Source organism: Mesobacillus thioparans, assembly GCF_965138835.1.
Lineage (GTDB): Bacteria > Bacillota > Bacilli > Bacillales > Cytobacillaceae > Mesobacillus > Mesobacillus thioparans.
This window is the reverse complement of record NZ_CBCSFH010000007.1, coordinates 92,440-112,352: the sequence shown is the minus strand read 5'-3', so window position 1 is coordinate 112,352 and position 19,913 is coordinate 92,440. Positions and strand designations below refer to the sequence as shown.

The window sequence follows — 19,913 nt, the reverse complement described above, 5'->3', positions numbered from 1 at the left end:
GAGGTGAAGCATAATGGAAAAATCACCGAAGGATACTAGAGTGGTGGTTGGAATGTCCGGGGGAGTCGACTCGTCCGTCGCAGCGCTGGTCCTTAAGGAGCAAGGCTACGATGTGATCGGCATCTTCATGAAGAATTGGGACGATACCGATGAAAATGGCGTCTGCACCGCTACGGAGGATTATGAAGATGTCATCCGCGTATGCAACCAGATCGGCATTCCATATTATGCAGTCAATTTTGAGAAACAGTACTGGGATAAGGTATTCACTTATTTCCTGGATGAATATAAAGCTGGCAGGACGCCAAATCCGGATGTCATGTGCAATAAAGAAATTAAATTCAAAGCATTCCTTGAGCACGCGATCAATCTTGGGGCGGATTATCTTGCGACAGGCCACTATGCCCGGGTTGAAGACCGGGACGGAGAACGGAAAATGCTTCGCGGACTTGACGAAAATAAGGACCAGACGTATTTTCTTAATCAGCTGAACCAAAGCCAGCTGGAAAAAGTCCTTTTTCCAATCGGCGATATGGAAAAATCACGGGTTAGGGAACTGGCTAAGGAAGCAAATCTAGCCACTGCTACGAAAAAAGACAGCACAGGCATTTGCTTCATTGGCGAAAGGAATTTCAAGGAGTTCCTCGGGAATTATCTTCCAGCCCAGCCGGGAAACATGGAGACCATGAACGGTGAAGTCAAAGGCAAGCATGACGGCCTGATGTATTATACGATCGGCCAGAGACAGGGACTCGGAATCGGCGGAGCTGGCGAACCTTGGTTCGTTGTAGGAAAGGATCTTGAGCACAATGTACTGTTGGTTGAACAAGGATTCCATAATGATCTGCTCTATTCAGACAGCATTACGGCTGTGAATATCAGCTTCGTATCCGACAAGCCGAAGCCGAAAACCTTTGAGTGCACGGCGAAATTCCGCTACCGCCAGCCAGATAATGCCGTAACGGTTGAACTTCAGGACGATGGGACTGCAAAAGTGATCTTCAAAGAACCGATCCGCGCGGTCACTCCAGGACAAGCTGTTGTTTTCTATGATGGAGAAGAATGTCTTGGCGGCGGAACGATTGATGAAATTTTCAAAAATGGAAGCAAATTGACATATGTCGGTTAATCCTGATTGATCCCCGGCGGGCCTGCTTCGCCGGGGATTATATTATTTTATAGGAGATATAATTGTGGATAAATACATGTAGTTTTCTTAATCCAGCTCCAGCGCCTAGCCCCTCGAGTCGCTTGGCTAGCTGCGGCTCCTAACTCCTCGAGACGTTTCGGTCCTGCCAATGAAGTCAAAGAACGACTTCACTGGCAGGCCCTCCAACGCTTGTCGGAGTTGGGCAGTCGCCTTCGCTTTTCGAATTGTCTAGTGTCGCCTCCTAGAAACGCAGAAACTTCAACTCCGCCGGGAGAAGCAAAAAGCGCTTCTTTGTCGTAGTCTCCAGTTTCTGCGTTTCTGGGCAGTCGGCTATACATTTCGATTTCAGTCCGCCCAATGAAGTCCAAGAACGACTTCACCGGTCGGCCCTCCAGCGCTTGTCGGGCCTGAACGAGGCGCTTGCGCTTTTTGTTCTGAGTTTGGATACATGATTATGGTATACTGGCATGGAGAATGGAGTGTTCAAAATGGATAAAAACCAGACAGGTATTGAATTAATGAGAGAAGGCAAATGGGAAGAGGCTGCCAAGGCTTTCGCTGAGGCGATTGAGGACCAGCCAAAGGATCCTGTTGCATACATAAATTTCGGGAACGTCCTTACAGCAGTAGGAGATACCGAAAGAGCAATGAATTTTTACGATAAGGCGATCGCGATTGATGAAAATGCCACTGCTGCTTTTTACAGCAAGGGGAATGTTTATTTTGACAAGCAAGATTTCACACAAGCGAAAGATATGTTTGAACTAGCATTGAAAAAGGGCCTCGAAACCGGGGATAATTTTTTCATGCTGGGCATGAGCCTTGCGAATTTGGATAACAGCAAGCTGGCATTGCCATATCTGCAGCGCAGCACTGAACTTCTTGAAGATGATGCAGAAGCATATTTCCAATATGGGCTCTGCCTTGCGAGGGAAAACTTCATTGATGAAGCAATCACCGTGCTGGAAAAGGCAGTCATGCTTGACCCAGGACATGCCGATGCGCTCTATAATCTTGGTGTGGCTTATGGCTTCAAAGAGGATGGGGAAAAGGCGCTTGAAATGTTCAATCGCGCTTTGGAAGTCCAGCCTGACCACCTGTTGGCCGGACATGGCAAGAAACTGATCGAGGGACAAGACAACCAGTAAATACGATGAATCATTGAAAGGGGGAAGGACTATGGATAAACAGGACTCGCTCGATTTGTTTTCAGAGCAGGGGAAGTTCATGAAAGGAAAGCATCTAGTCACCATTTTTCATAATGAACAAAACCTTTATACCGTTCTGAGAATCAGGGTCGAGGAAACGAATGAACAATATGACGATAAAGAGGCCGTCATTACCGGGTACTTCCCCAGGATTCATGAGCAGGAGACATATGTTTTCTTTGGTGAAGTAAAAGAACATCCAAAGTTCGGCGCCCAGTTCCATGCAACGCATTTCCGGAAAGACCTTCCCCAGTCGAAACAGGGAATCATCAACTATCTGTCCAGTGATCTTTTTAAAGGGATCGGAAAGAAAACAGCTGAAAAAATCGTTGAGACACTTGGTGAAAAAGCCATCACGCGAATCATCGAGAGCCCTTCTGTCCTTGACCAGATTCCGAAACTGGCACCTGAAAAGGCGAAGGACCTGTATGATACATTGATGGAGCATCAGGGCCTTGAGCAGGTGATGGTTGCTTTGAACGAATATGGTTTTGGCCCGCAGCTATCGATGAAAATCTACCAGGTATATAAAGAACAGGCTATTGAAGTGATTCAAAACAATCCTTATAAGCTTGTGGAAGACATTGAGGGCATTGGTTTCGGCAGGGCGGATGAACTCGGAAGCCAGCTCGGGCTGACGGGGAACCATCCTGACCGGATCAAGGCAGCCTGCCTCTATACTCTAGAGGCTTCAAGCATCCAGGGCGGACATGTATTCATGGATGCAGAGGCACTGCTTGTGGATGTGAAAAAGCTGCTTGAAGACAGTCAGAATTTCCAGATAGAATTTACCGATATCTCCAGGGAAATCATCAAGCTCGGTGAAGAAGGAAAGCTGATTGCCGAGGAAAAAAGGATTTATCTGCCTTCGCTTTATTATTCGGAAAAGGGACTTGTGGCGAACATCAAAAGGATACTTGAGCAGACAGAGTATGAAAATCAATTTCCTGAATCAGAGTTCCTGCTCGCGCTTGGGAATCTGGAAGAACGCCTGGATGTCCAATATGCTCCGAGCCAAAAAGATGCTATCCAGAAAGCGCTGATGTCGCCAATGATGATCCTCACAGGGGGTCCCGGTACAGGGAAAACGACTGTCATAAAAGGGATCGTCGAATTATATGGAGAGCTTCATGGCTGTTCCCTGGATCCGAAAGATTATAAAAAGGAAGAGCCGTATCCGTTTTTGCTGGCAGCTCCCACCGGCAGGGCGGCGAAACGAATGACCGAGTCCACGGGTTTGCCTGCAGTGACTATCCATCGGCTGCTCCGCTGGAATGGTGCTGAAGGCTTTGAACATAATGAGGACCAGCCGCTTGAGGGGAAAATCCTGATTATTGATGAGACCTCAATGGTGGATATCTGGCTGGCCCATCAATTGTTCAAATCCCTGCCCGATAACATCCAGGTTATCGTCGTCGGAGATGAAGACCAGCTTCCTTCCGTAGGCCCTGGCCAGGTATTGAAGGACCTGCTGGATTCCGGCAGGATTCCGACAGTAAGGCTCACTGATATTTACCGGCAGGCAGAAGGTTCATCCATCATTGAACTTGCCCATCAAATCAAAAAAGGGTACCTGCCAGAAGACATTTCAGCTCAACAGCCTGACCGCTCCTTTATAAGATGTTCGACAAACCAGATTCCACAAGTAGTCGAGAAGGTTGTTGCCAATGCGAAGAAAAAAGGCTACTCGCCGAGAAATATCCAGGTACTGGCCCCCATGTACCGTGGGCCCGCGGGGATTGACCGCCTGAACGAACTGCTCCAGGAATTGTTCAATCCCAATGCTGACGGGACACGGAAAGAGCTGGCCTTCGGCGATGTGAAATACCGGATCGGCGATAAAATACTCCAGCTGGTCAACCAGCCGGAAGCGAATGTGTTCAACGGGGATATGGGCGAGGTCGTCGCGATTTTTTACGCAAAGGAAAATACCGAAAAACAGGACCAGCTGATCGTTTCCTTTGACGGAATTGAAGTCACCTATAATAGGGCGGACCTGTCGCAAATCACCCACGCATATTGCTGTTCCGTGCATAAATCCCAGGGAAGTGAATTTCCTATTGTCGTCCTTCCGGTGGTAAAAAGTTATTACAGGATGCTGCGCAGGAATTTGATCTATACGGCGATTACAAGAAGCAAGCAGTTCCTCATTCTTGTTGGCGAAGAAGATGCCCTGAAAATCGGGATCGAACGCGGAGAAGATACTGAGCGGAATACAACACTTGTTGAAAAGCTTGTCGAGATGCTGCCCGATTTGGACGGTAAGCAGACAGAGAAGGAAACCTTGCCAGCTAAAAAAGAGGATGATCAGCATACCGATTATCTTGAAATAATCAAGAATGCAGACCCAATGATCGGAATGGGGACGCTGACTCCTTATGATTTTTTGGAAGAGAATGAAGCGTAAGAATCCACAGAAGATGTGGGTTCTTTTTTATTGCTTTGGAAAACCTTACACCGCATGAATCAATTGCGACAGCGGAAACTAAGAGTGTTCGGAAAGGCGGGACACACTTTTGCGGACATTTTCACTTTTAAAGGGACTGCCTGTATATGAATTGGCGAGTGGTCAAAAACTGGGTGAAGTTTGTGATGTGAGCATTTCAGGCAATGGAAGCGTAGTAGGCTTACTTGTAAAAAAAGGTGCATTCATCAAGAAAACGTTTCAGGTCAAGATAGGTCAGGTTGAATCCTTTGGCTGGGATGGTGTGATGGTAAAGGACAAGGCAGCGCTGGAGCATTTGGAGACAGAACCTGAATATACGTTTGAACACAATGAGGGACTGGCTGGCAAGATCCTGTTATCAAAGGATGGCGAACAGCTAGGTTTGTTGGAAGACGTATATTTCATGGAAGAAATGGGCACGATTGTAGGGTACGAACTAACGGATGGCTTTTTTTCGGATATCATGAATGGAAAGCGTGTCGTCAAGACAACCGGTCCTCCTGCAATCGGAAAGGATGCCATCATCGTGACAGTTAATCCGAGATGAGGTGTCCTTATGTTAAGTTGTCCCAATTGCAGAAGCAAGGATATCGGCAAAATTGGCATCAACCAATATTACTGCTGGAATTGCTTCATAGAGCTGTCTTTGAATAAAGGTCTGATCAATACCCATCAAGTCGAAGAAGATGGAACATTGAGCTCCCTTGATGACTTATTCGACGAAGATCAACGTCAATACGGTATGTAAAATAAACTCAAGAGGTGAAGCACATGAATAAAATGTTAACCTCCGCAATCGCATTTGGCGCTGGTATGGCAGCCTATAATTATGCTTCCAACAACAATATGATGTCTGGCAGGAAAATGAAGAAGCTAGGCAAAAAAATGACAAAAGCATTCCTTTAAAAATGGAACACATCCCCTGTAACAAGCTTGCAGGGGATTTTTCTATTGAAAAATGGAAAAAAACCTGCGGAATTTCCAGTTCGCTATAAAATGGCGAAAGTCGCTATAAAAAGTGAAAAAGTCGCTATAAAAAGTGAAAAGTCGCTATAAAAAAGAAAAAGTCGCTATATAAAATAAAAACTCGCTATAAAAAGTGAAATGCACAGCAAAGAGTAAATGATAGTTATTTGAAATTTAAAAATCCCTACTCCTGGTATCAATAAAAGGTATAATCAGCCTCCTTTCTTTCAAGAATAAACAGGAGGGAGGGCGAAAAAGGTGAATATCCATATGAAATGGTACTACCGGCTTGGGTTTCTTCTCCTTTTGTTCATTGTTCTGTTTGTTTTTATCAAGCTGCAATCTATATGGGTTCCAGTGTTCCAGGTCCTGATCTCCTTGCTGATCCCCTTTTCAGTGGCGGCTTTCATTACATATCTGCTTCACCCGATCGTTGAATCCCTTCACCAAAGGGGACTGCACCGGGGAGTATCGATCCTGATCATCTATATCCTGTTTTTTGGAGGAGCTGGTTTTGCTTTTTATAAGGGCATCCCGGTTCTGATTCGCCAGCTTGGCGATCTGGCGGAGAACGCTCCATATTTCGCTGAACAATATAAACAGATGGTCAATAATGTGGTTGACCAGACATCTAAATGGCCGGCAGGAATTCATGAAAGGATCGAGGATGGAATCAACAGCATGGAACAATGGCTGGACGGCGTGCTTGCAGGCACGATGTCTTTCTTGATGGACATCATCAATTCCATTTTCACGATTGCGGTGATTCCGTTCATTGCCTTTTACATGCTGAAGGACTTCGCTGCCATGAAAAAAGCTGCCTGGTATATTACACCCAGGCAATGGAGGAAGCCTGGTGCAAGATTCCTCCATGAAGTCGACAAATCGCTCGGCAGTTATATTCGCGGCCAGCTGCTCATCTGCCTGATCATCGGCGTGCTCTCCTCGTTATTTTTCTGGCTTGCTGGCATTAAGTATTCTTTGCTTCTTGGTGCCATTGTTGGAATCACCAATGTGATCCCTTATTTCGGGCCGATTATCGGGGCGATACCGGCTGTCATCATCGCTGCGACAATGTCTGGGAAAATGGTGTTGCTGTCGGTTGTAATTGTCTTTTCACTGCAATTCCTTGAAGGCAACATCCTGTCACCGCTGATTGTCGGCAAGAGCCTGCATATGCATCCTTTGATGATCATGTTTGCGCTGCTGGCAGGAGAAGAGGTAGGCGGCATTCTTGGGCTGATTTTGGCCGTTCCTGTACTGGTTGTGCTGAGGGCGGCGCTGATCAACGCCAAAGACCATATCATTCTCGAAAGAAAAAGAGAACGTCCGACATAAATTTTTGCCAAGTCGTTTGACAAACGGATTTCAGCTATATATAATTCGGCTATAGATTAATAATTCGAAAAATGTAGAAGGAACGAGTATGTTATAGACCATCGTCCAGAGAGGGATTCAAAGGCTGAGAGAATTCCCGGTGAAGGATAACAGAAGGCTATTCCGGAGTGCAGGCAAAACCTGCCGTAGCAGCTGCGTTAAAGCGTTTTTGAGAGATGGGCGTGCGTCATTGCGTCCATAATCAGGGTGGTACCGCGAGCAAGCTCTCGTCCCTGTCCAGGGATGAGGGCTTTTTTTGTTGCCTAAAATCCCTGAAAGCTTAAATTTCATTTGGGTTTAGGAGGTTAGTTTTATGAAAAAACTGACAGGTGCTGAAATCAGAAAAATGTATCTTGATTTTTTTAAGGAGAAAGGCCATGCAATTGAGCCGAGCGCATCGCTCGTACCTCATGATGATCCGTCCCTTCTATGGATCAACAGTGGTGTAGCAACTTTGAAAAAATATTTTGATGGCCGTGTGATCCCGGCAAACCCGCGCATTACAAACGCGCAGAAATCGATCCGTACGAATGATATCGAGAATGTCGGCAAGACAGCGCGCCACCACACGTTCTTTGAAATGCTCGGGAATTTTTCGATCGGCGATTACTTCAAGGTAGAAGCGATTGAATTCGCGTGGGAATTCCTTACGGATGAAAAATGGATCGGTTTTGATCCTGAAAAACTTTCCGTCACTATTCATCCGGAAGATGACGAAGCTTTCAATATTTGGAGAGAGAAAATCGGCATTCCGGAAGAGCGGATCATCCGCCTTGAGGGTAACTTCTGGGATATCGGTGAAGGTCCGAGTGGTCCTAACACAGAAATCTTCTACGACAGAGGTCCTGAGTACGGCAATGATCCTGAAGATCCGGAACTGTATCCTGGCGGAGAGAATGATCGTTATTTAGAAGTATGGAATCTTGTGTTCTCTGAATTCAACCATAATCCTGACGGCACTTACACTCCGCTGCCAAAGAAGAACATAGATACAGGCATGGGACTTGAGCGTATGGCATCAGTGGTCCAGGACGTACCGACAAACTTTGAAACTGATTTGTTCATGCCGATCATCAATGCGACTGAAGAAATTTCCGGTGAAAAATACGGACAGTCCAAAGAGAAGGATGAAGCATTCAAAGTCATTGCTGACCATATCCGTACAGTAGCTTTTGCTGTCGGCGATGGGGCACTTCCTTCGAATGAAGGCCGCGGCTATGTACTTCGCCGTTTATTGCGCCGCGCTGTACGTTATGCTAAGAAGTTGAACATCAACCGTCCATTCATGTTTGAATTAGTGCCGGTAGTGGGCGAAATCATGCACGATTTCTACCCGGAGGTAAAAGAAAAGACCGATTTTATCCAGAAGGTCATCAAAAATGAAGAAGACCGCTTCCATGAAACGCTGCATGAAGGCCTTGCAATACTTTCTGAGCTGATCAAGAAGGAAAAGGAAAAAGGCAGCGGCATGGTCCAGGGCGAGGATGTCTTCAGACTTTATGACACATATGGTTTCCCGGTGGAGCTGACTGAAGAGTATGCGGAAGAGGAAGGCTTAAAGGTCGACCACGAAGGCTTTGAAAAAGAAATGGAACTCCAGCGTGAAAGAGCACGTGCAGCGCGCCAGGATGTGGGTTCCATGCAGGTCCAGGGCGGAGTTCTTGGCGATATTAAAGAGAGCAGCGAGTTCGTCGGTTATGATAATTTTGAAACGAACAGTAAAATAGTTGCACTGATCAAGGGTGGCGAGCTTGTTGAGGAAGCGAATGCTGGCGACGAAATCCATTTTATCCTTGATGTTACGCCTTTCTACGCTGAAAGCGGCGGACAGATAGCTGATAAAGGTACAGTCGAAGCAAATGGCGTCAAGCTGTCTGTGAAAGACGTCAAGAAAGCTCCGAATGGCCAAAATCTCCACAATGCAACAGTCGTGGAAGGAACTGTCTCCAAAGATCTTGAAGTCACTGCAAAAGTCGATCAGGAAAACCGTGCACGAATCATCAAGAACCATACAGCAACACACTTGCTCCACCAGGCATTAAAGGATGTGCTTGGCGGTCACGTAAACCAGGCAGGATCTCTTGTCGAGCCTGACAGACTGCGTTTCGACTTCTCTCACTTTGGCCAGGTGACTGCAGAGGAACTTGAGAAAGTAGAAGCAATCGTCAACGAGAAAATCTGGAGAAGCATCCAGGTCGAGACCAGCTTCAAACCGATTGCTGAAGCGAAAGCAATGGGCGCAATGGCTTTATTCGGTGAAAAATACGGCGACATCGTCCGCGTTGTAAAGGTAGGCGACTACAGCCTTGAGCTTTGCGGCGGATGCCATGTTCCAAACACATCTGTCATCGGACTGTTCAAAATTGTATCCGAAGGCGGCATCGGTGCTGGAACAAGAAGGATTGAAGCAGTAACAGGAGAAGCAGCTTACAAAGTGCTGAATGACCAGATCGGCATTCTCAAGGAAGCTGCGAACAAACTGAAGACTTCACCGAAGGAAGTGGCGAACCGAATCGATTCCCTGCTTGTTGAAATGAAGCAGCTGCAGCGTGAAAATGAATCCCTTGCGGCAAAATTGGGTAATATTGAAGCAGGAAGCCTTACTTCACAAGTGAAGGAAATCAATGGTGTCCAACTTCTTGCAGCACGCGTCCAGGCTTCTGACATGAACGGTCTGCGAAACATGGCAGATGACCTGAAGCAAAAACTCGGTTCTGCAGTCATCCTGCTTGGCATGACAGATGGCAGTAAAGTGAACCTGATTGCGGCTGTAACGGATGATTTGATCAAGAAAGGCTATCAGGCTGGAAAACTGATCAAGGAAGCAGCAGCGATCTGCGGCGGAGGCGGCGGAGGCCGTCCGGATATGGCCCAGGCTGGCGGAAAAGACCCAGCAAAACTCGACAATGCGCTTCAATTTGCCGAAGAATGGGTAAAATCAATTTGATATAAAAGTAAAGTAGTGTAGAATGTAGGTATCATGAAAGAAAATTTTACCTGCCATTTCTTAAAAGTGAGGTGCATTCGATGAGCTCGTTTGATAAAACGATGAGATTTAATTTTCCCGAAGAGCCTTTTGAGCATGATGCCAATGAAGTCCTGCTGCAGGTATACGAAGCGCTGCAGGAAAAGGGATATAACCCGATCAACCAGATTGTCGGATATTTGCTCTCTGGCGACCCGGCCTATATTCCCCGCCATCGGGATGCCCGCAACATCATCCGCAAGCTGGAGCGGGATGAAATTATCGAGGAACTGGTTAAATCCTACTTAAGGAACCACCGAGAGGGGAAATAAATGCGTACGATGGGATTAGATGTCGGCTCAAAAACGGTCGGCATTGCACTGAGCGATGAATTTGGATGGACTGCTCAGGGACTTGAAACATTGAAAATAAACGAAGAAGAAAATGTGTTTGGTTTCGATGAATTAGGTAAAATAATAAAAGAGTACGATGTCGGCAAAGTAGTCGTTGGTTTACCGAAGAATATGAACGGGACAATCGGCCCGCGCGGTGAGGCAAGTCAGTTCTTTGCCCGTGAACTGGAAGAACGGTTTGGGATTCCCGCCATTTTATGGGACGAGCGTCTGACGACTGTGGCTGCCGAGAGAGTTTTGCTTGAGGCAGACGTAAGCCGCAAAAAACGGAAGAAGGTCATCGATAAGATGGCCGCAGTAATGATTTTACAAGGCTATTTAAACAGCCAAAATTAAATTGAGGTGACTACAATGGATCACGGTGAAAACAACATTACAGTAGTAGACGAAAACGGCAACGAACAATTATGCGAAGTCCTTTTCACATTCGATTCCGAGGAGTTCGGAAAATCTTATGTGCTTTATTATCCAATGGGAGCAGAGGATAACGACGACGAGGAAATCGAAATCCACGCATCTGCATTCACACCTTCAGAAGACAATGAAGATGGCGAACTAATGCCAATCGAAACTGATGAAGAGTGGGACATGATTGAAGAAATGCTCGAAACATTCCTTGCAGAGCAGGACGAAGAATAGAATCATAATCGGGACCAGGCGGATGACGCCTGGTCCTTTTATTTTTGCCTGGATATATCTTTTGTCCAATCAGAGGCATGATTATTGGATAAGTGTCCGTATTTGCAATTAGCCTCCACTGTTACACCCAAAAAACCTGTCATGTGTGCTTTTAATCTCCTTGCTTCCGCTGTCGAATTATCGGTTTGTTTGTCGTTAGAGGTATTTTTTCGTAATTATTTGCAAATAGAAATAGAAAATATAGTATAATGGTTCGAGATGTGATATTAGGGAGTATCCAGGAAGTAAGTTTTGTTATCTGGAGGGGGAACTTATGTCTGACGAGAGAAATATAAAGGATCCGAAAAGAGATAAAAAGCAATTGATTACTGAAAAGCTGATCGAACAGCAGAAAGAAGCGAGAATTGTGAGGAAGATTGTTTTCATAACTGCGATCGTTGCTATCTTGCTCATCGGGGCGGTTGGCGGCGGTGGCTATTATTACATAAAAGAAGCCATGAAGCCTGTCGAGGAAAACAGCAAGAAAACGATTGATGTCACAATCCCGATTGGTTCCTCTACAACAGGGATCGGGCAGATTCTTGAGGACAAAGGGGTCATCAGGGATGCCCGAGTCTTCAAGTACTATGTGAAGTTCAAAAATGAAGCCGGTTTTATGGCTGGTGATTATAAAATGAAACCGTCAATGACGCTGCCTGAAATCATTACAAGTCTGAAAACTGGGAAAGTGATGCAGGATGTGGTCATGAAAATCACGATTCCTGAAGGGAAACAGCTGAAACAGATTGCCGGGATCATTGCTGAAAAAACAAAGCAAGACGAAGAAGAAGTTTTCAAACAGCTGAACGATAAAGAATTCATCAAGAAAATGATGGAGAAATACCCGGATGTCCTTACTGAGGAAATCCTGAAGGAAAATGTGAAGTACCCGCTTGAAGGTTATTTGTTCCCTGCAACCTATCCATTCTACTCTGAAAAACCGACGCTCGAGGAAATTGTCACCGTCATGCTGACAAAGACGAAGAAAGTGCTGGGTGATTTCAGAGGGCAGATGGAAGAAAAGGAAATGTCCACTCATGAATTAATGACGATGGCATCATTGATTGAAGAGGAAGCAACCGAGAAAGCAGACCGTGATAAAATCGCCAGCGTCTTCTACAATCGCCTGGAGGACGGAATGATGCTGCAGACAGACCCGACAGTCCTGTATGCACATGGTGAACATAAAGAACGGGTGTACTACAAGGATCTCGAAATCGATGATCCATATAATACCTATAAAATAAAGGGTCTGCCACCCGGCCCTATCGCCAATCCTGGGGTCATGTCAATTGAAGCCGCGCTGGCTCCTGCTGACACGGATGATCTGTATTTCCTTGCAACCTCCACTGGAGACGTGCTTTTCTCGAAGACACTGGATGAGCATAACCGTAAAGTGAACGAACATATCACCGATAAAAAATAACAGTAAAATAAAGGGAAATGCAGAAAGGTTCGCATTTCCCTTCTTATTGTGGTAAAATAATTCAAGTGTTTTTTATAGTCATGTTACTGTCAGGGTGATGCTTTTTTGAGCATCTGGATTTATTCGATAGCGTGCATTGCAGATGAAGGAGTTATGGCTTTTTAGCTGATGGACCTGTACGGGAAGATGCCCTGCGGTGTCCTCTCTTGACCTGTGAACGCTATTTTTTTCATGCCTGCACAGTCATAGCAAAATCTACTCTGGCTATTTTCTGGCCTTTGAATAGAGGTGAGGCAGCTTGCTGAATGAAGAGCTGCAGAATTATATAGATTCTCTTATAAAGCCGAGGAGCGGCATACTTTCTGAAATGGAAGAGTATGCGGAGCTGAACGGTGTTCCCATTATGGAGCCGGCCGGCATAGAAACGATGCTTCAGCTATTAAGAATCCAGCAGCCGGAAACGATCCTGGAAGTCGGGACGGCAATTGGCTATTCCGCCATGAGAATGGCTTTCGCCCTTCCAAAGGCTCATATCATCACTCTCGAGCGAGATGAAGACCGTTACAGGCTTGCCGTCGAGTACATTAAAAGGGCCGGCATGCAGGAGCGGATCACCCAGATCAAAGGGGATGCGCTGGAGCTTGAAGAAGAAGTGGCTGCCCATGCACCATTTGATGTCATTTTCATTGATGCGGCTAAAGGGCAGTACAAGCGCTTTTTTGAAATTTACTCGAGGTATTTGAAGCCCGGAGGAATGATCATCACGGACAACATCCTTTTTAAGGGGCTTGTATATAACCAGGAAGCAGAAAGCAGGCGAGTCCGCAGCCTGGTAAAAAAAATAGACGAATTCAATCGCTGGCTTGCTGCCAATGAGGAGTATGACACAATCATCCTTCCGATTGGCGATGGGGTAGCGGTGAGTAAGAAGAGGTGAACGGAATGAAGAAACCTGAATTATTGGTAACGCCAACTAGCGTAAATGACATTATTCCATTGGCAGAGGCTGGAGCCGACGCGTTCCTGATCGGAGGGCAAAAATTCGGCCTGCGCCTTGCTGGAGAGTTCAACCGTGAAGATGTAAAGCAAGCGATTGAATTGGCACACTCGAAAGGCAAGAAAGTATATGTAGCCATGAATGCTTTGTTCCACAATGAAAAAGTGGACCTGCTCGGCGAATACCTTACATTTCTTATGGATGTCAATGCAGACGGCGTCACGTTCGGCGATCCCGCTGTATTGATGGCTGCGAAGGAATTCGCTCCCGAAATGAAGCTTCATTGGAGCACGGAAACGACAGGAACGAACTGGTATACATGCAATTATTGGGGCAGGAAAGGTGCAAAGCGCGCTGTCCTTGCTAGGGAAATCAATATGGACGCCATCGTAGAGATCAAGGAAAATGCTGAAGTGGAAATCGAGGTGCAGGTTCACGGGATGATGAACATGTTCCAGTCAAAGCGTCCGCTACTTGGCCATTATTTTGAATATCAGGGCAAAGCGCTGGAAGTGGAAAATCGTAAATTGGAACAGAATATGTTCCTTCACGATAAAGAGCGTGAGAATAAATACCCTATTTTCGAAGATGAAAATGGCACGCACATCATGAGTCCCAATGATATTTGCATCATCGATGAACTGACGGAGCTTGTGGAAGCAGGTGTCGATTCTCTTAAAATCGACGGCATCCTGAAGAGCCCTGAATATATATTGGAAGTTACAAAACTATACCGCAAAGCCATTGATTTGGCAGTTGAAGATCCAGACCAATACGACGAGGAAAAAGACGGCTTGCTGGAAGCAGCCGAAGAACTGCAGCCGCCTAATCGCCCGCTGGATACAGGATTCTTTTTCAAAGAGACGGTTTATTAACAGGAAGAACTATGAGGAGGTTGCGTAATGTCAGCAGTAGCAGATAAGATTTCGCGAATTGTAGATGGTAAACGTGTCATCGTGAAAAAACCAGAACTGCTTGCGCCGGCCGGAAATCTTGAAAAACTTAAGATTGCCGTCCACTATGGTGCAGATGCCGTCTTCATCGGCGGGCAGGAGTATGGTTTGCGCTCGAATGCAGATAATTTCACTTTCGAAGAAATGAAGGAAGGCGTCGAATTCGCCAAAAAATACGGCGCAAAAATATATGTCACAACAAATATCTTTGCGCATAATGAGAATATTGATGGCCTAGAGGACTATATGTTGGGATTGAAGGAAGCCGGGGTACACGGAATCATCGTGGCTGATCCGCTGATCATCGAAACATGCCGCAGGGTCGCTCCTGAAATCGAGGTCCACTTGAGCACGCAGCAATCCTTATCAAACTGGAAAGCAGTCCAGTTCTGGAAGGAAGAAGGACTTGAGCGTGTCGTACTGGCGCGTGAAACTGGTGGGGAAGAAATCAAATTGATGAAGGAAAAGGTCGACATCGAAATTGAAACCTTTATCCACGGCGCTATGTGTATCGCCTATTCCGGACGCTGTACGCTTAGCAATCATATGACAGCACGCGATTCAAACCGCGGCGGCTGCTGCCAGTCATGCCGCTGGGACTATGATTTGTACAAGCTTGAAGGCAACGATGAAAATCCATTGTTCAATGATGAGGATGCTCCTTTCGCAATGAGCCCTAAAGACCTTAAGCTGATTGAATCAATCCCGCGTATGATCGAAACTGGCATCGACAGCCTGAAAATCGAAGGCCGCATGAAGTCGATCCACTATATCGCAACGGTAGTCAGCGTTTACCGCAAAGTGATTGATGCATACTGTGCCGACCCTGAAAACTTCGTCATCAAGCAAGAATGGCTTGAAGAATTGGACAAATGTGCGAACCGTGAAACAGCAACCGCCTTCTTTGAGGGAGTTCCTGGGTATAAAGAGCAAATGTTTGGAAACCATAGCAAAAAGACAACTTTCGATTTTGCTGGTCTTGTGCTTGATTATGATGCCGAGACACAAATGGTGACACTTCAGCAACGGAACTACTTCAAGCCTGGCGACGAGGTTGAATTCTTTGGACCGGAAATCGAGAACTTCACTCATGTGGTCGAAAAGATCTGGGATGAAGATGGCAACGAATTGGATGTTGCCCGCCATCCGCTGCAAATCGTGAAGTTCAAAATGGACAAGCCTGTCTACCCAAATAACATGATGCGGAAGGAGAAGTAATCAATGGACCGCAAACCTGTTGTAATTGGTGTAGCCGGCGGCTCCGGCTCAGGAAAGACAAGCGTCACAAAAGCTATTTATGATAGCTTTAAGAGTCAATCAATCCTAATGATTGAGCAAGACTACTATTACAAAGATCAGAGCCATCTGCCAATGGAAGAGCGTTTGAAGACAAACTACGACCATCCGCTGGCATTTGATAATGATCTTTTGATTGAACATATCCAGAAGCTCCTTCGGCACGAAGCGGTTGAGAAGCCGGTTTATGATTATGCGATCCATACTCGCTCAAGCGAAGTCATCCATGTTGAACCGAAGGATGTCATCATTCTTGAAGGGATCCTGATCCTTGAGGATGAGCGATTGCGTGATCTGATGGATATCAAGCTCTATGTCGATACGGATGCGGACCTGAGGATCATCCGCAGGCTCCTGCGTGACATTAAGGAGCGCGGGCGTTCCATGGATTCAGTCATTGAACAGTATGTGAATGTTGTCAGGCCGATGCATAACCAGTTCATCGAACCGACCAAGCGATATGCGGATGTAATCATTCCAGAGGGCGGCCACAACCATGTTGCCATTGATTTGATGGTAACAAAAATTCAAACAATTCTTGAACAAAAATCATTTTTGTGACACAATAGCATAGATAATATGGGCATGGAAGTACTTGCAAAAAGTGCTTCCTTTTGTCCAAAGAGAAATAATTGGCCTGAAATGGCTTTGTTCAAACCGCGCGCCCTGATATAGGACGCGCTCCTGTATATTTTTCAGGATACATAATATACTATTACACAATCTATTTTGGGGATTTGTGAAGACTAGAAGGAGTGAAGTATTTTGGCTACAGAAAAAGTGTTTCCTATGACACAGGCAGGAAAAGAAAAGCTGGAACAAGAATTGGACCAATTGAAGACAGTCAAGCGAAAAGAAGTGGTTGAGAGAATCAAGGTCGCTCGCAGCTTTGGCGACCTTTCAGAGAACTCTGAGTACGATTCCGCAAAAGAGGAACAAGCTTTTGTTGAAGGGCGTATCACGACTCTTGAAAATATGATCCGCAACGCAAAAATCATCCAGGAAGATGAAGTGAGCACAGATGCTGTCAGCCTTGGCCGTACAGTAACTTTTGTCGAGCTTCCAGATGGCGATGAAGAATCTTATACAATTGTGGGTAGCGCAGAAGCAGACCCGTTTGAAGGCAAAATTTCTAATGACTCCCCAATTGCTAAGAGTCTGATGGGCAAAAAAGTGGGCGATGAAGTTGCTGTCCAGACTCCTGGCGGCGAAATGAGCGTCCGCATCACTTCTATTAAGTAATGATCCATAGGTTTGAAACTCCGGCACCTCGTCAACACTTTTGACGAGGTGTTTTTTTATGCGCAAAAAAAGAATTGTAGCCTGGATTTCCATCTGTCTGGCAGGATTAGGCCTGTTGGTTTTTCGGCTGGCTCAGCTGCAGCTGATCGATACGGAATCATTTTCAAAGCATAAGATCAATTTAATCGAAGCAAGCGTCAAGCAAAGGTCACAGGAAATGGTCGTGGACAATGGCAGAGGGAATTTTCTCGACCGAAAAGGCGAACCATTATCTTTTGAGAATGCATCAGTCCTTGTCTTGTTTCCTTTTTTGAAAAAGATGGAGTGGGAAGCCGATAAGGTTGCTGGAGCCATAGGAGTTTCTGAATACGCATTGAAATCAGCAGTTGAAAGTTCAAAGAAACCATTTGCTTTTGGAGATCCAGATCCGCTGATTCTGACAAGGAGCCAAATGGAAGTGATCAATGGGATGGAAATTCCCGGTGTATTCGCCGTTGAGCGAAAGTACCCTATGGAAAAGGTGCCAGCTGCACAGCTTGTGGGAATCATAGGGGAGAATGAAACTGTCCTCAAATCGAGGTATGGCGAGAAAGATTTCCTGCCGAGGACGTTGATTGGTCTTTCTGGTCTGGAGAAAAGTTTTGATGAGTTTCTCGTAGCGGAAGGAAAGTCAAAGCTCGTATACCATGTTGATGGAGAAGGGGCGCCATTATTTGGAATCAATGTGAAATATATTGAACCGGCCAATCCTTTTTATCCGATCAATCTGCAGACATCGATTGATAAAGATCTGCAAATGCTCCTTGAGGACCTAGTGGATCAGCATCAAATCAAAAAAGGCGGAGCCGTCCTGCTGGATATCGATACAAACAGCATTCTGGCAATGGTTTCAAGGCCTGTCATAAATCCATCAAAACCCTATACTGATGCAGGGATTGAAAATATGATGATCAAGCAGCATATTCCAGGTTCGGTGTTTAAAACGGTGGTAGCTGCGGCTGCGATCGATAAGGGGCTCGATGATCCGGCCAGGAAGTTCGATTGCAGCAAGACGATCAATGGTGAGAAAGATATGAAATATCATTACGGTATGCTCAATTTCCCGGATAGCTTCGCAGTCAGCTGCAACCGTACTTTCGGAGAAGTTGCCCGGGAATTGCAGAAAGATGATCCTCATATTCTGGAAAGGTATGCGGAGATGCTTTCGATGACAGGCGGTACGGGTTGGACAGGGAATATCTTTCATTTAGAGAATTTCAGACAGCTTCAGGACGAGGAAAAAGGACGTGTCTTCTTGTCGGATGAAGCAAGGAAGGACAGGAATTTTTCCTCACTGTCAGGAATCGGCCAGCATGAAGTCAGAGTGTCCCCGCTTGCTGTCGCGAACATGATGGCTACAATCGCCAGAGGCGGTGAAAAAGATATGGTGAGGGCCGTCCTCTCCATCCAATACCAAAATGGTACGAAAATGACAGAATTCCCGAAGAAAAAACTTTCTGGGAATCAAATTTCCCCTATTACAGCCATGAAGCTGCAAAAGCTTTTACGAGAGGTGGTTGTGAATGAACAGGGCACTGGCAGATGGTTCAGAGGCTTGCCTTATGAGGTAGCAGGAAAATCCGGTACAGCAGAAACAGGGGTATATGAAAATAAGAAACAATTGCATAATAAATGGTTCGCTGGATATTTTCCCTTTGAAAAACCAAAGTATGCGCTTGTCACTGTCAATCTAGGGGTATTCGAGGACGAAGGCGGAGTGAACCCGCTTTTTGCAGATATAGTAAAGGAAGTCTACACATTCAACCATGTAACATCGGCTGAAGGTCCTGAAAATGATTGAAACCATATTAGATGAATATAAAATCCTTCAAGTTTGCACCGAGTCATGGTAGAATGTTGACATCCTAATAAGGGAGGGAAAGGTCTTGAAGAATGATTATGACAGCCTGAATGAGGGGACGCGCTCAGGCCAAAGGGCGAAGCGCAAAAAAACGAACCTTATTTTAAATAGCTTGATTGTTATTGTGATTTTATTGATCGGCATTGTTTCATTTAATATCTTTTTCAGCAATGATGAAGGCGCAGCAGACCAAAATGATATAGCGGCAGACAAAGACCAGGCCGCATCCTCTCCTAAGAAAAAAGAGGACAACAAGGGTGCTGCGTCAAAAGATGATAAAGACTCGGAAAAAAATCCAGAAGAAAATTCCGATTCGGAAGCCTCAGAGGAAGAGTCTGCAGACGAACAGTCAGACCCAATCGTGACAGAGGGCGGCAGTGATGCCAACGTGAAACAAACGATTGAAAATCCTGAATGGAAACCGGTAGGCACGACTCAATCCGGCGAACACACTCCTGTGTTTGACCAGAATGCGGTGGATTGGCAGGAAATGATTCTTGCCTACTCCTATGCAACTGGAATCGATCAAAATAACATGACAGTATGGTGGAATCAAAGAGGCAGCGAGCCCAACTCAGCAGTCGGAACGATTTCTGAAAAAGGCAGCGACCAGACATTCAGGGTTTCAATCCAGTGGGTGGACGGCGAAGGCTGGAAGCCAGTTAGGGTAGAAGAATTGATTAAAAATGATAAACGATAAACACAAAAATATACTTTTAAAAGCTTAAATTAGCATCCTGATAAACAATTTGACAAGAAAAATTGTAATTTTGTATCAGGATGCTAATTTTTTTTTTTGCCATCTGAACATCTTGACTTCATGAAAGGAAAATTTCATAGCTTGAAAAAAATATATGTGTATTCTCCTTCAAAAAGTTATATATTTAACATGAGGG

General features: G+C 45.6%; 19 protein-coding genes and 1 other annotated feature. All 19 genes read left to right on the top strand.

The genetic code is table 11. The features are described from left to right. Nucleotides 1-13 precede the first annotated feature (13 nt). The 19 genes from mnmA to ACNAZ4_RS13170 all read left to right on the top strand — a co-directional run bounded on the left by mnmA (nucleotide 14) and on the right by ACNAZ4_RS13170 (nucleotide 19,717). A complete protein-coding gene (mnmA, locus tag ACNAZ4_RS13260; protein ID WP_415815015.1) occupies nucleotides 14-1,129 on the top strand; it encodes a tRNA 2-thiouridine(34) synthase MnmA in 1,116 nt (371 codons plus the stop codon). Nucleotides 1,130-1,638: 509 nt separating this feature from the next. Next, the gene (locus ACNAZ4_RS13255) at nucleotides 1,639-2,298 is read left to right on the top strand and encodes a tetratricopeptide repeat protein (RefSeq protein ID WP_415815014.1); all 660 of its coding nucleotides are present in this window, start codon (nucleotides 1,639-1,641) and stop codon (nucleotides 2,296-2,298) included. 31 nt (nucleotides 2,299-2,329) lie between these two features. Then, entirely contained in the window at nucleotides 2,330-4,765 is a 2,436-nt protein-coding gene (recD2, locus tag ACNAZ4_RS13250) for an SF1B family DNA helicase RecD2 (protein WP_415815013.1), read from the top strand. Nucleotides 4,766-4,874: 109 nt separating this feature from the next. Continuing rightward, nucleotides 4,875-5,351, top strand: coding sequence for a PRC-barrel domain-containing protein (locus ACNAZ4_RS13245; RefSeq protein ID WP_415815012.1), 477 nt, complete (start codon nucleotides 4,875-4,877; stop codon nucleotides 5,349-5,351). A 9-nt stretch (nucleotides 5,352-5,360) separates the two neighbouring features. Beyond that, entirely contained in the window at nucleotides 5,361-5,552 is a 192-nt protein-coding gene (locus tag ACNAZ4_RS13240) for a hypothetical protein (RefSeq protein WP_415815011.1), read from the top strand. 23 nt (nucleotides 5,553-5,575) lie between these two features. Beyond that, nucleotides 5,576-5,710 carry a YrzQ family protein gene (locus ACNAZ4_RS13235; RefSeq protein WP_415815010.1) on the top strand — a complete coding sequence of 45 codons (135 nt, stop codon included), beginning with the start codon at nucleotides 5,576-5,578 and terminating at the stop codon, nucleotides 5,708-5,710. 318 nt (nucleotides 5,711-6,028) lie between these two features. Continuing rightward, nucleotides 6,029-7,108 carry an AI-2E family transporter gene (locus ACNAZ4_RS13230; protein WP_415815009.1) on the top strand — a complete coding sequence of 360 codons (1,080 nt, stop codon included), beginning with the start codon at nucleotides 6,029-6,031 and terminating at the stop codon, nucleotides 7,106-7,108. 65 nt (nucleotides 7,109-7,173) lie between these two features. Then, nucleotides 7,174-7,385 (top strand) — a binding site (T-box leader). A 75-nt stretch (nucleotides 7,386-7,460) separates the two neighbouring features. After that, on the top strand, nucleotides 7,461-10,094 hold the full coding sequence (gene alaS / locus ACNAZ4_RS13225; RefSeq protein WP_415815008.1) for an alanine--tRNA ligase: 2,634 nt from the start codon (nucleotides 7,461-7,463) through the stop codon (nucleotides 10,092-10,094). A gap of 80 nt (nucleotides 10,095-10,174) precedes the next feature. Continuing rightward, entirely contained in the window at nucleotides 10,175-10,444 is a 270-nt protein-coding gene (locus ACNAZ4_RS13220) for an IreB family regulatory phosphoprotein (protein ID WP_023627198.1), read from the top strand. Beyond that, nucleotides 10,445-10,861, top strand: coding sequence for a Holliday junction resolvase RuvX (gene ruvX / locus ACNAZ4_RS13215; RefSeq protein ID WP_415815007.1), 417 nt, complete (start codon nucleotides 10,445-10,447; stop codon nucleotides 10,859-10,861). Between the two features lie 15 nt (nucleotides 10,862-10,876). Continuing rightward, entirely contained in the window at nucleotides 10,877-11,164 is a 288-nt protein-coding gene (locus ACNAZ4_RS13210; RefSeq protein WP_415815006.1) for a DUF1292 domain-containing protein, read from the top strand. A 313-nt stretch (nucleotides 11,165-11,477) separates the two neighbouring features. After that, entirely contained in the window at nucleotides 11,478-12,629 is a 1,152-nt protein-coding gene (gene mltG, locus ACNAZ4_RS13205) for an endolytic transglycosylase MltG (RefSeq protein ID WP_415815005.1), read from the top strand. 298 nt (nucleotides 12,630-12,927) lie between these two features. Next, entirely contained in the window at nucleotides 12,928-13,566 is a 639-nt protein-coding gene (locus ACNAZ4_RS13200; protein ID WP_415815004.1) for an O-methyltransferase, read from the top strand. Between the two features lie 5 nt (nucleotides 13,567-13,571). Next, complete coding sequence (locus ACNAZ4_RS13195) at nucleotides 13,572-14,501, top strand: peptidase U32 family protein (protein ID WP_415815003.1); 930 nt, start codon at nucleotides 13,572-13,574, stop codon at nucleotides 14,499-14,501. Between the two features lie 27 nt (nucleotides 14,502-14,528). Beyond that, complete coding sequence (locus ACNAZ4_RS13190; protein WP_415815002.1) at nucleotides 14,529-15,797, top strand: peptidase U32 family protein; 1,269 nt, start codon at nucleotides 14,529-14,531, stop codon at nucleotides 15,795-15,797. 3 nt (nucleotides 15,798-15,800) lie between these two features. Then, nucleotides 15,801-16,436: a uridine kinase gene (gene udk / locus ACNAZ4_RS13185; RefSeq protein WP_415815001.1), complete on the top strand. Its 636-nt coding sequence runs from the start codon at nucleotides 15,801-15,803 to the stop codon at nucleotides 16,434-16,436. Between the two features lie 204 nt (nucleotides 16,437-16,640). Then, complete coding sequence (greA, locus tag ACNAZ4_RS13180) at nucleotides 16,641-17,117, top strand: transcription elongation factor GreA (protein ID WP_415815000.1); 477 nt, start codon at nucleotides 16,641-16,643, stop codon at nucleotides 17,115-17,117. Between the two features lie 58 nt (nucleotides 17,118-17,175). Continuing rightward, nucleotides 17,176-18,957 carry a peptidoglycan D,D-transpeptidase FtsI family protein gene (locus ACNAZ4_RS13175; RefSeq protein ID WP_415814999.1) on the top strand — a complete coding sequence of 594 codons (1,782 nt, stop codon included), beginning with the start codon at nucleotides 17,176-17,178 and terminating at the stop codon, nucleotides 18,955-18,957. 85 nt (nucleotides 18,958-19,042) lie between these two features. After that, nucleotides 19,043-19,717, top strand: a complete 675-nt coding sequence (locus ACNAZ4_RS13170) for a YrrS family protein (protein ID WP_415814998.1) — start codon at nucleotides 19,043-19,045, stop codon at nucleotides 19,715-19,717. Nucleotides 19,718-19,913: the final 196 nt, after the last annotated feature.